Here is a 13758-nt window from a genome sequence, read left to right as displayed (position 1 = left end):
TTATATTTGTACTTGTGGTTAATGAGAAAAGTTAAAAGTCTGACAAATGATTATCTATTTTGTAAGTATGAATTTAGTAACGTATACACTTTAACGACGTTTAACCCGCTTTTCGTGCCAACATAGTGGCGAATTGTAGTTTAGCCCCATTATGCATCGTGCCTACATCTTCATTATACTTAATCAGCTCCCAACCTTCGTAAGCATCACGTAACTGTCCCGCTGCTAAGGTAAAAGGAAAACGAACCGGACATGGATGCTCTTCAGTGTCCATGGCACATACAATAAGGTTGTAACCGCCAGCTACTGTGCGTTTTTGCATATCAGCGATAACTGCATCCACACGAGCGGGGTCGAGAAACATTAAAGTGACGGTACAAGAAATAAACCCAAAGTCTTGTTCGAGACTCGCTTTGTTAATGTCGTATACTTGAGCCTTAATGTTATCAATTCCCTCTTGAGCCGTAATGCTTTGCAGCATATCTATGGCGCTAGGGTTATGGTCTATGGCAGCAACATTAAACTCGAGTTGACTAAGATAGACTGCATTACGCCCGTTTGAGCAGCCCATATCTAAGGCATCGCACGGCTCGATAATTTTACAAGCTTCTACGACTTCGCTATGAGCAGGGTTTAAGCCGTAGCGGCTATTAAGATCAACATTCATGGTAACAACAGTGTTTTGAAATGATGGCTCTTATCTTACTACCGTTCTGGACCTGTTTAATATGAACAGGAGTATTTAGTAAGCTATGTTTGACCTTAATCAACAATATGACTTAACAACATTGTGCCTGAGAGCATTGCTTTTTCATCAGCATTTTTCCAAGTCGGCAGTAAGCGAGGATTTTCTTGGACATCATAAGAACGCCGAATAAGGAAAATTTGTATAATATCCGCCATCAAAACGGTCCGACGAATTGAAAACCGGTAGAAAATGTTTCTGATACAGGGCGTACAATAGCTATTTCGAACCAACGATATAAATTAAAACTCGCTTGCTAGCACTAATAAAAGTATTTAAATTTAACTGCTTAGCCTAATTGCAACCGCTGGTTGACAAATTAACAACCTGACTTGCTGTTCTGCAACTGGCTAGCTTTCTATGCTGGCCACTCAACAACAGACAAAGGAAATAGCATCATGATACTAGCAGATAAGATTGTCAGATTAAGGAAGCAGTTTGGTTGGTCGCAAGAAGATTTAGCTGAAAAAGTGAACGTGTCTAGACAATCTGTATCGAAATGGGAAAGCGCTAATAGCATACCCGATTTGAACAAAATAATTATGTTGGCAGAAATTTTTGACGTATCCACAGATTTTCTTTTGAAAGATGAAAATGAAACGTTTGAATCTCAAGACCCAAGCAACGAGTCAACTACAGTTCAAATTAGCCTAGAGCAAGCATTAAATTATATTGAAAAGAAGGCGGCTATATCAGCCTTAATAACCAAGGGCGTAGTCCTTTGTGTAAGCTCAGTCATACCGCTAATTTTCTTTTTGGCCATGGCTCAATCGAATAAATTGAACCTAACCGGTGATATTGCCGCCGCACTTGGCATTGTCAGCCTCTTGGTTTTGATCTCGATCGGCATCAACTTTTTTATCAAGACCAACCAATACGAAAGCGACATTGCTGTAATTGACAATGAGCACTTTGAATTGGCCTATGGCGTACACAGCGTTTTTACAGATAAATTAGAAAAATTTAAAGCCAGCTATAATCGACAACTGTCTATAGGTATTTTCATGTTCATCATCAGTTTTGTGCCGCTGATGTTGGTGAGTATGTTTTCCGCTGACACTGAAACAAGGTTAATGATGCTGATTGTATTACTGCTGATAATCGCAGGGGGTTTATATATTGTCGTACCTGTTACAGCAAAATATGACGCCTACAACAGTATTCTAAAAGATATCAGTATGGCGACCACCAAGAGTAGACGTGCACAACGTGCTGAAAAGCTTGCTGCATTCTACTGGCCTTTGTTGATAGCAGTGTTTCTTGGTTGGAGCTTATGGACAATGGACTGGGGTGTCACCTGGATCATATGGCCTGTAGGTGCTGTATTCTTTATTGCTCTGGTTGGCTTAATGGAGCTATTGGCAAAGGAAGAACGCTGAGCCCCGAAGAGCTTTTGGTTGGTGACGAAAATCGTGAGTTTAACTAAAGCTCCTAAAGGTTATGAGTGCATTGCAACAGATGACAAAGGCATATTGACGACGGGTCATGTATGCCTCTATCAACTCACCAGTTTATTGAACAAATGCCGGTAAAACCCTTTCTGCTGTCATCTTCATGGTTCTATCGTCTCGCTCATGAGCCGTAGTTACAACAATAAGATCAAGTTCATCTATTAAGATAATGTATTGGCCACCGCCCCCTTGTGCTGAACGTGTGTAATAGTTTTTATCACCAACTTTCATATCGGCTTGCCAAAAGTAATAGCCGTATCCGGGATTAACAACATTATCCCCAACAAAAAATGTTTCATCTGCGTTAGGGTGAACAATTCTATTCGTTGCTTTAGCTATAAACGCTTTAGGCACCAATTGTTCGCCATTCCATTTACCATTATTTTTGATCAGGGTTCCCCACTTAAGCATATTTCGCGATGTCATACTTGATGAGTAAGGCGCCATGGGTAGTCCGCTGACATCGTCCTTCCATGCGTATTGAACAATCTCCATTTTATCAAGCAGCTCTTTTTTGATAAATGCTTTGGCCGTACCTGGTACTACAGCTTCCAACACTTGCATCACCAGTATTGGATCAGTGTTTGAGTAGTTGAAGCGCTGAGTTTCTGCGTTAATTGCAGGGCTGTGTTCAAGAAACGTTTGTACCTGACCTTGGCCTTTTAGTTGACCTGGGGTTTTCTTGAATTCTTTAATCTGATCTCGACTAATTTGCATGCCAGAGCTCATGGTCAGCGCTTTATGCAGCGTAATGGTGTCTGCACCGTCGATCAGTTTTGAACGATCTAAGTCGCTAAGAAAACTCACCAGAGGTTTATTTAAATCATCCATCGTTAAGTAACCAAGTTGAATGGCACGACCAACAGCTAGGCTGACATAAGATTTAGTGCTTGATGCTTGCATGTGCGGTAAATCCACACGACCGCGTAAATAATAGGACTCAAAAAGAAGCTTCCCTTGGTGCGCGATAAGCAGGCTGTCGACAAGGCCGTACTTTTTCTCCGCAATGTCTTTCGCTAACTGAATAATCATCTTCTTATTGCCACCATCAACACCTAAATGACCCACTGGAATATTGTCTTTTCGTTCCTCAGGGGTTGATTGTATATAGGCTCTTTCAAGATAAGGCATATCCCAAAACGATATTTTAGCATCAGCCTCTGAAACTTCTGGCGCAGGTTTCGCCGCTACAGTATTACTCAAACAGCTCAGCAGCGTAACAGCAAGTAAGCCTTTGAATTTTAATTTTATTTTCATAGTTATTCCTTTTTTCATCTACAATCTGTACGCGCGGATTCGGATTTGCGTACGTCATAAAGTTCGTCTAGTTTTTTTGTTTTAAAAAATGATCACTTAGGCCTAAGCGTTTCAATGATTTGCGCGTCAACCCAATGCATCCCCGCATTTTGGTCATTTATAAAGCGGTTAAAAAATAGGTATTTACCGTCAGGGGTCACTATTGCTCCACTTTCTGATGCACCAGTGTTGATTTCTTCTCCAAAGTTAATGGGGGCGCCCCATGAACCATCTGGTTGACGAAAAGAGATATATAAATCGGCACGTCCATAGCCACCATCGTCTTGCTCATCCCAGATCAAATATGACTCGTCAGGTGCAATGTAAGGATGCGCATTCCAGTCACCGAAATTAATATCTACCGCTTTGGGCTTTTCGCGCTTGCCATTGACCAGTCGAGAATAATGAATTGGTACAGACTCATTTGCTTCATCAAAATAATAAGTACCATTGGCTGATGACATAAGACGCATAATACGAAAGTCTTCAAATGGCAGCCCAAGGCTTTTAATCTCTGACCAGCCTGTATCGGTACGCTCCATATAACGCTTGCCTAAATGCATTATCTTGCCATCAGGCGTTACAATCGGGCGTCCGACTCTTGGGCCAACAAGCGACTCGTGCCATTGATTATTTTCATACTTAAATGCAATTAGTGACCACTTGGCATCACTATTGTTTCTTCGGGTAAAGTAAAATTCTTTCATGTCAGGGGTAAAAAAACCGCTATGATCACGATGTGCTGTAGTTCTTCCCCGAGGCGCGAACACTTCAGGCGTTAAGCCGGGCGGTGTTTGCCCGACATACGGGCCTTTAAGGGCTGATTGCTCATCATGCCCGTAGCTATTGCTACTCATCGTTAGCATTGAAAGCAGCGCAAGCGTAAAAATTATATTATGTTTCATGTTTTATCCTTGCTCTTTTATTAGATTTGATAACCATTTCACACTGCGAACACCCACCATAGGGAACGAATCACTATGACCCGCAGAATCAATCACTACCTGCTTTATTGATGACAGTGCTTGGTAATTTTTGTTCTTTAGCTGAGTAATGAAATCTTCAACATGCACAGCCAATTCTTTTTCCTGTTCGCCATAAGTTATGAACAAGTTGATCGCCTGCCCTTTACTTTTTAATGCCGGATTTTCTAGAGAAAAAAGCAATGGAATATCTCGCCAAAGCGACGGACTACCTAAAATGTAGTTTTTGAATGTGTCCGGATGCGTCATTAGGGCATAGGTACCAAACAAGCCGCCAAGGGAAAAGCCGAAATACGTTCGATTACTCGGATCAGTTCGATAGTTGCTTTCGATAAATTTAATGACATCATGGCGAATAAAGGCGAGGTGCTTGCCCGCTTGGCCAAATTGATATTTCGCTTGACGTTCGAGGTTGCTTGACTTACTTATTGAATAATCTCTCGCTCTACTGTCACGTATCCCTGACGTTTCATCGAGATCTTTTTGATGAGAAATTCCCACCAAAATAACGTCTTCCATCAAAAACTCAGTACCAGACAATAGTTCGATGTGCGTATCTGCATCGGTAAAATAAATTACAGGGTAGTTTTTGTCTTTGCTCTTTGTGTATCCCTGAGGCAACTTTATGTAAAGTTCGTATAGCCTATCAGCCTGAGTGTCTTTAATAGGAACGACTTGTATTCTTGGTAATGTTAAGTCTTTAGTCTCAGCTGCCTGAAGTGGTAAAAAAGGCAACAAAACGACTAAGGCTAGCATTAAACTCTTCGTCGTATTTATCACTTTATCTTTTCGTCTATAAGTATCCATCAATTAATATTCACTCTTTTGAATAATTGTGTACTGAAGTTAAACGGATCGAAGTAAAAATACTTGAAGTTACGATGATTTTTAGCTGACGTCTTGCTGACGAAGTGAAAAACTCTAAATTATCAGCAAGTTAAATAATTCTGTTTAGCTGAGGTTTAGGCTGTGCTAAGGTATTTCATTTTGTTTAAGTTCACTTTAGTGCAAGAGTTTTCATCTGAAATAGAGGGTATATGGCCGAACAGTACTGGGTAGGTGAATTTTTTATCGACTTAACTCGAAATCAAATTACACAAAAAATGCAATCTCGGACAATTCCGCCGAAAGCTTTAGCCGTATTAACGTGTCTTGCCAAAAATGCCAACAAGGTTGTCAGCCAGGACGAATTATTATCCGAGGTGTGGCCGGACACCGTTGTAACACCCAATACCTTACAAAGAAGCGTTGCCCAATTAAGAAAAGCACTAGGTGAAAATAGTCAATCGTATATTAAAACTCATGCAAAACAAGGCTATAGTCTGGAGTGCGAGGTTCGATGGCAAGATAGTGTAGATGCTGAGTCGCTACTTGAACAAGAGCCTTTATCAAAAACTACTCCCATTGGTACCAACCCCATAACGCCTGAACACTCTATAGAACATCGCACGTCAATCGTTCAACCTGAAAACACTGTCACTGCGGATAGATCTAAACTCAAGTCGGGTTTTATCGCGCTTATGGTCGGCGTAATTATTTTGGGGTTTATCGGGGTTAATTATTTCTCTGCAACAGCGCCCTATACACTATCTTTCGGAGAGTTGCGCTCATTGACAGCCACTGACAACAAGGAATTTGGCGGTATTTATTCTCCTGACGGTGAGTACATCGTTTTCCTTCGTTATTCAGAAAGACTTTGCATCGAAAGTAACGTTTGGGCAAAAAACATCAAAACTCAGCAAGAAAGCCAACTGACTCAAAACATGGGTCGCTACGGCACCCCTAGTTTTTCTCCTGATGGTAAGCATCTAATATTTGTTGAAACGGAAAACTGCGCCAGGCCAATCACACAAAAAAATTGTTATAAACTAATGAACTTGGATTTTGCTCAAGCCCTTAAATCGGCACAATCCCCTAGCACCTTGTTGGAATGTAAAAATTCAACAATCAACAAACCAACTTGGTTAAACAGCAATAACATCGCGTTGTTACAAAAAACCACCAACCGTTGGAAATTAGTCAACTACTCACTTAAGGACAACATAAGTCAGGTAATTTACTCAATCAATGATGGCAATATCATTGATTATGATTATTCAGTTACTGATGATCTTATCGCCATAATCAGCACCCACAATGACGGCCAGAATCACATCGAAATCCTCAAACCAGATGGTCAGATATTGTCCAGTTATCCAATTGATTACCCTGAAGAAGTTAACAATCAACGAAACATATACCCTAATTTTATCCCCAACAGTGAACAGCTTATTTTTAGTACCGGAAGGCAACTCTTTACCCTATCCTTTCAAGGTAAAATAACCAATACCAGTTTACCGCTAGATGAGTCAATTGGCTCGCCAGTATTTCACCCTAACGGGAAGCAAATGCTAATGATTAAGGGGCATTGGGACAGTGATATCGCAACAATACCGCTGTCACAGATACCTAAGGTGCCATTATCACAATTTCAAGAAAGCAACACGTTCGCGCTGCGACATGACACAGTACCTGATATTTCAATACTAGAACGTTCTACACTGGGCGAAGACGACGCGATTTATCAGCCCGATGGCGATTTAATCGCATTTATCTCAGGCCGGTCCGGCGAAGATCAAATTTGGATAACCGATGGTAATAGGTCAACACAACTGACTAATTTTCCAATTGATACTGATATTAGTGGTCTAGACTGGTCCACGAACGGTAAAAGCCTCTTAGTCAATGCCAATAATTTACTCACTCAAGTTGACTTAGATTCAAACCAAAAGCACTTTCCAATAAAACACGCGGTAGTTCGTCTTTATCAGTGGGACAGCGAGAACAACAGTGCTTTGCTACTAGTCCGTATCCAAGGTATCTTAAAGTTAGTCGAATTAAACCTTGCTAGTGCTGAGTACACTGTGATTACGGATAAGACAGTTAACTGGGCGCTCAAGACTGATGAAGGCCGATTAATTTATACCGATCAAATGGATCGCTTTTGGCAGCCCGGTCCTGCGGAAGATCAACTTATTGGAACATTAGAAGGTCAAGGAAGTGCTAAGCAACGATTCATCATCAAAGACAATATTATTTATGGCGTCAATGACGACTTTGAGTTGTGGTCGTACACGCTTAGTGATGGTGCGTTTGAAGTCATTGGCCAGTTACCCGACAATGTCGATGCGATAACTGACATTAATCAGACAAATTTATTAATGAGCGTGCGTATTACCGCTAAAAAAGAAGTGGCTGAACTTTATTTAAATGAATAGCATAATCCAGGTCAACGCTCCCGTGTTCATTTGGCATTGCCTTATTAGGTACTTAGCTGAACAATGCCATATAAGGCTGTCCGTTTGATGACATTAACCAAGCCAATGCGCCACAATTAACCAAAACCGTTAGCCAAAACATAACCCGGAACTTTTTTTTCTGAGATTTATGCCGAAGGTTTTGTTGTGCGATGGCTGCGCCAGGCCAGCCGCCAGCAAGCGCTAAGAAATGTAATGTACTTTCCGATGTTCGCCACGCGTTACGCCGCGCTTTTGATTTATCAATGGCATAAACAATAAACGTCAGCGTGCTAACACCAAAGTATGTCAGAGCCAAATTTATCGGGATATAATCAATGAAGAACGCAGAAATAATAAAACCTAAGAACATCACTGAAAGATAAATTGAAAACTTAATGCTGCTGTTTACCTGATGCTTTGAACTTTTTTCGCCCGAAAAAGTTGCTTCACTCGCGCAATACCTACCGTGCTTATCTTTGGTAATAGAAAAAATGATGACATCATTCATTTGTGGCTTGCGTTGGCGATTGTTAAATGCAGATTTATGAATGAATACGTGCTCGCCACCGCCATTTGGGTTGATAAAACCAAACGCTTTCTCCTTATTCCAATTGATGAGCTTTCCTTTTAAACGCACATTAAGTCATTTTTAGCTGTTCGGCAAACTGACGGTAACCCTCAGCCCACCGTTTTTGCGATTGGCTAAAACGATACGACCATCATGGGCTTCCACTATTTCGCGGCATAACGCTAAACCTAAGCCTGTACCTGATTGTTTCGTTGAATAAAAAGGTACAAGTGCATTGGTTAAGACGGCTTCAGACATGCCCATACCCCGATCGGCAATGATGATTTCTGTTTGTAATGCTTTTCGATTTACTTCAACGGATACGTTTTGCGGGCTAGAGCCAGACTCGTGGGCATTTTTAATCAGATTGATCATTAACTGCTCAAGCTGACTGGCATCAAACCACGAAGGCTCATTCGGAATTTCACCTAGAAAGCTAAACGCAACTTGCGTTTTAAGCTTGGCGATAAAAGACGCCCAATTGACCTCTTTAGGCAAAGGAGAAGGCAGCTTGGCGAAGGTTGCGTAACCGGAAATAAAACTGTTTAGATGCTCAATACGCTCGGTAATGGTTTCAAAAATAAGCATAAGGTGTTTATTTTCAAGCTCCGAGGCAATCAAACTGCCCGAATGTGAAACCGAGGAAATGGGCGCCATCGAATTATTGAGTTCATGGCTGATCACACGGATCACCTTTTTCCAAACACTGACTTCTTGACGATTAAGCTCTTTGGTTAATTGCTTAATCAAGTACAGGCGATGGTTTTGGCTATTTAAGGTAAACCGTCCTGTAGAAAGGTGCCACGTCTCTTGCTCACCCTTGTGTTCAAGACCAAACAAGCTATCACGCTGTGCGGAGATAGCATGTTGTAAAGAGGGTGCCCACTTCGCCATTTGTTGTTGAAAGTCAAAGCCTTCTAGCGCTTTTCCTTCATTAAGAAAATGCCGAGCTGCACTATTTGAATAAACAAATCGTCCGTCATTATCCACAAGAAACATCACAATGGGTGAGCTTTCTATTACTTTATCTAACAACAATTCCCGTTGATAAATGTTTTGTTTTTCTCTTCTAAGTTTGGCTGATACTTCGTTGAAAAGCTGACAAAGTTGGCTAAACTCATCATCACCTACTTCTTTGATCGATGACGAGAACTCATTATCTTGAAAATTGAGTAAGCCAATTTCCAGCGCCTTAAATCGATCGTCCATTTTTTTGTAGGCATACGAGGTTAACGCATAGCTCAAAGCTAAAGAGATCGATAACCATAAGGACAGCTGAATAATGTCAGTGCCGCCTACGCCATAAAACACCAGAGCATTAGAAATAAGGTTAACACTCAATACGATACTTACTAACTTGGTTTTCGCAGTAAATCTCATTTATTGATACCAAACTTGTCCATGCGTCGATACAGCGCTTGTCGGCTGATCCCTAATTTACGGGCTGCCTTACTGATCACGCCACTGGCTTCATTTAGCGCCGTCATAATATCTTGCTCTGATAAATCTTCTGTCTCGACCTTTTCTATCAATTGCGCTTGCTGCGGTGAAAGGCCAAAATCTTCCAGTTGCCATTCTTGCGATTTAGAAAATAACATCGCCCGTTGACAAGCATTTTCAAGCTCACGTACGTTTCCTGGCCATGTATAATTAAGCAAATGGCGCTCTGCTAGTTTCGATAACGGTTTGGACTGTTGGGTAAAGTGTTCTATTAATGGTATGACATCATCCAAGCGCTCAGCTAATGCTGGTAAGGCAAGTTGAATAACATTGAGACGATAAAATAGGTCTTCCCTAAACAATCCTTTGCCAATGTCAGCGAGTAAATCGGCATTGGTGGCACTGACCACTCTTACATCAACCTTGTGTGTGGCATGGCTGCCCAATCGTTCAAACTCTCCAGTTTGCAACACCCTTAATAGCTTCATTTGCCCAGATAGCGACAAATTGCCAATTTCATCTAAAAACAAGGTACCGCCATCGGCTGCTTCAAATCGACCAATACGTTGTTTGTCTGCGCCAGTATATGCGCCCGCTTCTGCACCAAATAATTCGGATTCCATTAAATCTTGTGGCAGTGCGCCAATGTTAACCTTAATAAATGGCCCATTATTCCGTAAAGAATTGGCTTGAATAATTTCAGCAATTTTTTCTTTACCCGCGCCATTTGGGCCGGTGATCAATACTGACGCATTTGACTCGGCCACTTGCACCGCCATATCGACCAGGCGTTGCATACTTGTGCTTTCATAAATCAAGCCACGTAAGTCTGCGGTATCGTTGATTCGTACGCGTTCTTGATGTTGTCGTCTGAGTTTTTGTGCAACCTGATTGGTTTCATTTAATTCGATTAAATTTTTAATCGTCACCAATAGCTTTTGATCATCCCATGGCTTACTTAAATAGTCCGCAGCACCACTTTTAACCAACTCGACCGCCATTTCTAAATCAGTCCATGCAGTGAGTAAAATGATCGGTAAATCTGCCTGCATTGCCCTGATTTTATAAAATGCTTCTTTACCTTCTTCACCACTAGTGGTGTCTTGGCTAAAGTTCATGTCTAAGATAACCAGTGAGATTTTTTCTTGCGCTAAAATTTCCATGCCATGCTGCGGTGAATGGCAACTGGTCACAGAGAAACGATGAATTTCCAGCAAGATAGTCAACGCTTTACACACTGAAATGTTGTCATCGATGATGAGTATTTTGTCCATTTATTTTTTCTTTTAATTCTTTAAGTTATCTTCAACGATCTCTGTTAATACATTAAGAATCAGGCATCTAACAGAATCATAAAATATGGAGTTATAAACAATAATGCCATGTTCAAGGTTCACTGAACATGGCATATATGAGTTAATTTTTCATCTTCAATCAGGTTGTAGTACTTAGGCACTGCGTGTTGCGATAGCCGGTGAAATATGTGTTGCTTTCTTTGCAGGCCAAAAAGCAGAAATTTGACTGATCAAGACAATACCCACCATGGTGAACAGCAGATAATCAAGAGACAATGACGTCGTTGAAAACTGTTTCATCAAAAAAGTGTTTAATGTAAAGGTTAACAAGGTACCTATGACAATACCAACCGCCGCAATAAGCGCACTTTCTGTCATAAAATAGCTAACAATATCCCCCTTACTCGCACCTAACGCACGGCGCGTACCAATTTGTTTTCTTCGGCGATTAACGTTGAAAATAGAAACGCCAGCAATACCAAGTGCCGTAATAAAAATCAGCACTGCAACAATGACAAGTAACATGTTGGTCATCAACCTATCACGTTGGTAGCTTCGCTTTTTCATTTTTGCCATGGTTCTTGGCTCACCTACTACACGATTTTTTTCTAGCCCGAGTAACACATCTTCCATTTCGAGTGCGATGCTATCAAGTGCACTCTGTTCGGCTCTGACCACAAGCGTCATTGAGTTCCATGAGTTAACCACTGGAAAAAACACGTTTTTCTCTACAATATCTGAATGTACCCACGAGCCTTGCATTTGTGCCACAACACCGATTATTTCAATCGGCTCAGCGGTGTCAGTAGGACCTGTATAAATATACTTTCCAATCGCATTTTCATCGGCAAAAAGTTCCTTTGCTAATGCCGAGGTGACAATGGCCGCTTTCGGCATTTGTACTTCATTTCTCAAATGCAGAACATCATCCGCATTAAAATCTCTACCTTGTGATACTGTTTGTCCTAAGGTGGATAATGTGTGGTGATCGCCAGTGTAAACCCCTGTATAAGCCACTTTAGCGCCTTCAATTTCTCGCTTATCACGAACCCCCCAAGAATCACCACTGCCAGATAATGGCACTTGGTTTATTGACGTAGCACTGATCACACCTGGCATTTCCCTAAGTCGTCTTGCATCTAAGGAAATTTGGTCGATCGGATCTACTCTGTCATCGAAGAAGAATGAGTTAACTGAGAATATTTCTTCCACTGGTAAACCGGTATCACGTTGCATCATCGCAATGCGCTCAGAAATAATAAAGGTGGCATTACTGACAATCGCTAAGGTAAGTGCAATTTGAATAATGATCAGTGACACACTGCCCTTGTTACGCATCATTGCACTGAGTATTGGCATAATTTGAAACATAGTAGTGTCCTTATTGAGTTTTTAAATGCACTGATGGCAAGGTGGTACATACTCGCCAAGCAGGGTATAAACCGGCAATAGTGGTTGCCAAAATGGCAATAATAGGCGCAGCAAACAACATGGTCATGTCCATGGTAGCCACAACATTGAAGCCATTAAATTGACTTCTAAGCAGGTATAGTCCGATGTTGGCCATCACTAAACCTAAGAGGCCACCAATAAAGCCCAACAGCCCAACTTCAATTAAATGCTGCATAAATACTTGTCCTTTGCTGGCTCCCAGTGCTCTTCGGACGCCAACTTCAGGCGCACTTCGTAAGAATTTCGCCAACAATAAACCAATGGTATTGACGAGACACACTGCTAGGAACATAAAGCTAACGCCAACAAGCACGTTGGAGTCATCACCAACCACATTATTTAAATCAAGCCATTGCTGCACATTCGAAAGCTTTGCGCCCGCATCATCGCGATTAAAGCGACCCAGTTTTTTCTGCTCACTAATGTAGCCTGCTAGGTATTGTTCAAAAGCTTCTTTTTCTTCCGTTGAATCAAGTTGCGCCCAAAACTGCAACCACATGACTTCTGACTGAAGTTTGTCTTGATGGTTATTAACAATTTCATCTTTCCAGCCGTTATTGTTACCCCAGCTACCAATTTCCATGATGGGTGATAATGCTATCGGGACAAAAAATTGTTCAATGTCTTGAAAAGGTCCGTTATTAACGTCGTAAAACTTGGGTGCGGGGTTCCATGACTTCGTAATCCCTACGACGGTAAACAAGGTGTTATCCAAATAAATTTGTTTGTTGGTATTGTCACCGCCACCAAAAATTTTAATGTTCATTTCTTCGCTGATCACCACAACATTAGCGCCGTCTTGATCTGCTTTTTCTGACCAAGTCGAGCCATACAAAAAAGGCATATCAAACATAGTAAAAAAGTGGCGAGTAGTTAAACGGGCTGCTTTTAAGAATGGCTTGCTGGTTTGTGTCTCATTGCGTACAGCAAAACCACTTTTGTACATGGCGGCCAATGTCATCTTAGGATTGTCACGCACAATGTTAGTCGCATCTTGATAGGTCAATTGGTACGGATAACGCCCGTCTGCATACCAACCATCTACGGCGCGATCTACCGTCATCAATTGCAAACTAAACAACTGATCGTTCTTATGTGCAATCGGATTATTATCCGTCATGTGGTTTAACGTTAATGCGGTCATTGAAATACCAATGCCACAGGCAATAGCTATGACCATTAATGCAGACGTGACTTTAGTTTTCAGCAAACTTTTCATCGCGATTTGTAGGTAATAAATAAACACAATC

12 protein-coding genes are annotated in these 13758 nt (G+C 41.3%); 2 read left to right on the top strand and 10 right to left on the bottom strand.

Annotation, left to right across the window (positions count from 1 at the left end):
* Positions 1–100: 100 nt before the first annotated feature.
* A complete protein-coding gene (gene tehB / locus QUE03_RS00600) occupies positions 101–667 on the bottom strand; it encodes a tellurite resistance methyltransferase TehB (protein WP_286264056.1) in 567 nt (188 codons plus the stop codon).
* A gap of 95 nt (positions 668–762) precedes the next feature.
* The gene (locus QUE03_RS00595; protein ID WP_286264054.1) at positions 763–903 is read right to left on the bottom strand and encodes a hypothetical protein; all 141 of its coding nucleotides are present in this window, start codon (positions 901–903) and stop codon (positions 763–765) included.
* A 240-nt stretch (positions 904–1143) separates the two neighbouring features.
* On the opposite strand from QUE03_RS00595, the gene QUE03_RS00590 reads away from it, so the two are divergent.
* Positions 1144–2124 carry a helix-turn-helix domain-containing protein gene (locus QUE03_RS00590; RefSeq protein ID WP_286264053.1) on the top strand — a complete coding sequence of 327 codons (981 nt, stop codon included), beginning with the start codon at positions 1144–1146 and terminating at the stop codon, positions 2122–2124.
* 132 nt (positions 2125–2256) lie between these two features.
* Here QUE03_RS00590 and QUE03_RS00585 read toward each other — a convergent pair whose 3' ends face one another.
* From QUE03_RS00585 to QUE03_RS00575, 3 genes are all read right to left on the bottom strand, one after another.
* Positions 2257–3453, bottom strand: a complete 1197-nt coding sequence (locus tag QUE03_RS00585; RefSeq protein ID WP_286264052.1) for a serine hydrolase domain-containing protein — start codon at positions 3451–3453, stop codon at positions 2257–2259.
* A gap of 92 nt (positions 3454–3545) precedes the next feature.
* Positions 3546–4397: a hypothetical protein gene (locus tag QUE03_RS00580; protein ID WP_286264051.1), complete on the bottom strand. Its 852-nt coding sequence runs from the start codon at positions 4395–4397 to the stop codon at positions 3546–3548.
* A 3-nt stretch (positions 4398–4400) separates the two neighbouring features.
* Positions 4401–5282 (bottom strand): alpha/beta hydrolase, encoded by an 882-nt coding sequence (locus QUE03_RS00575; protein WP_286264049.1) that lies wholly within the window; start codon positions 5280–5282, stop codon positions 4401–4403.
* A 230-nt stretch (positions 5283–5512) separates the two neighbouring features.
* On the opposite strand from QUE03_RS00575, the gene QUE03_RS00570 reads away from it, so the two are divergent.
* Positions 5513–7732, top strand: a complete 2220-nt coding sequence (locus QUE03_RS00570) for a winged helix-turn-helix domain-containing protein (RefSeq protein ID WP_286264047.1) — start codon at positions 5513–5515, stop codon at positions 7730–7732.
* A 52-nt stretch (positions 7733–7784) separates the two neighbouring features.
* Here the strand turns inward: QUE03_RS00570 and QUE03_RS00565 are convergent, their stop codons facing one another.
* The 5 genes from QUE03_RS00565 to QUE03_RS00545 form a co-directional block, all read right to left on the bottom strand.
* Entirely contained in the window at positions 7785–8390 is a 606-nt protein-coding gene (locus tag QUE03_RS00565) for a cold shock and DUF1294 domain-containing protein (RefSeq protein ID WP_286264044.1), read from the bottom strand.
* 12 nt (positions 8391–8402) lie between these two features.
* Positions 8403–9701, bottom strand: a complete 1299-nt coding sequence (locus QUE03_RS00560; RefSeq protein WP_286264043.1) for a sensor histidine kinase — start codon at positions 9699–9701, stop codon at positions 8403–8405.
* Complete coding sequence (locus QUE03_RS00555; protein WP_286264042.1) at positions 9698–11035, bottom strand: sigma-54-dependent transcriptional regulator; 1338 nt, start codon at positions 11033–11035, stop codon at positions 9698–9700. The genes QUE03_RS00560 and QUE03_RS00555 overlap by 4 nt, the downstream gene beginning before the upstream one ends.
* Positions 11036–11209: 174 nt before the next feature.
* Positions 11210–12427: an ABC transporter permease gene (locus QUE03_RS00550; RefSeq protein WP_286264041.1), complete on the bottom strand. Its 1218-nt coding sequence runs from the start codon at positions 12425–12427 to the stop codon at positions 11210–11212.
* A gap of 10 nt (positions 12428–12437) precedes the next feature.
* On the bottom strand, positions 12438–13754 hold the full coding sequence (locus QUE03_RS00545; RefSeq protein WP_286264040.1) for an ABC transporter permease: 1317 nt from the start codon (positions 13752–13754) through the stop codon (positions 12438–12440).
* Positions 13755–13758: the final 4 nt, after the last annotated feature.

It is taken from the genome of Thalassotalea atypica, assembly GCF_030295975.1.
Taxonomy (GTDB): domain Bacteria; phylum Pseudomonadota; class Gammaproteobacteria; order Enterobacterales; family Alteromonadaceae; genus Thalassotalea_F; species Thalassotalea_F atypica.
This window is presented reverse-complemented; position numbering and strand designations above follow the sequence as displayed.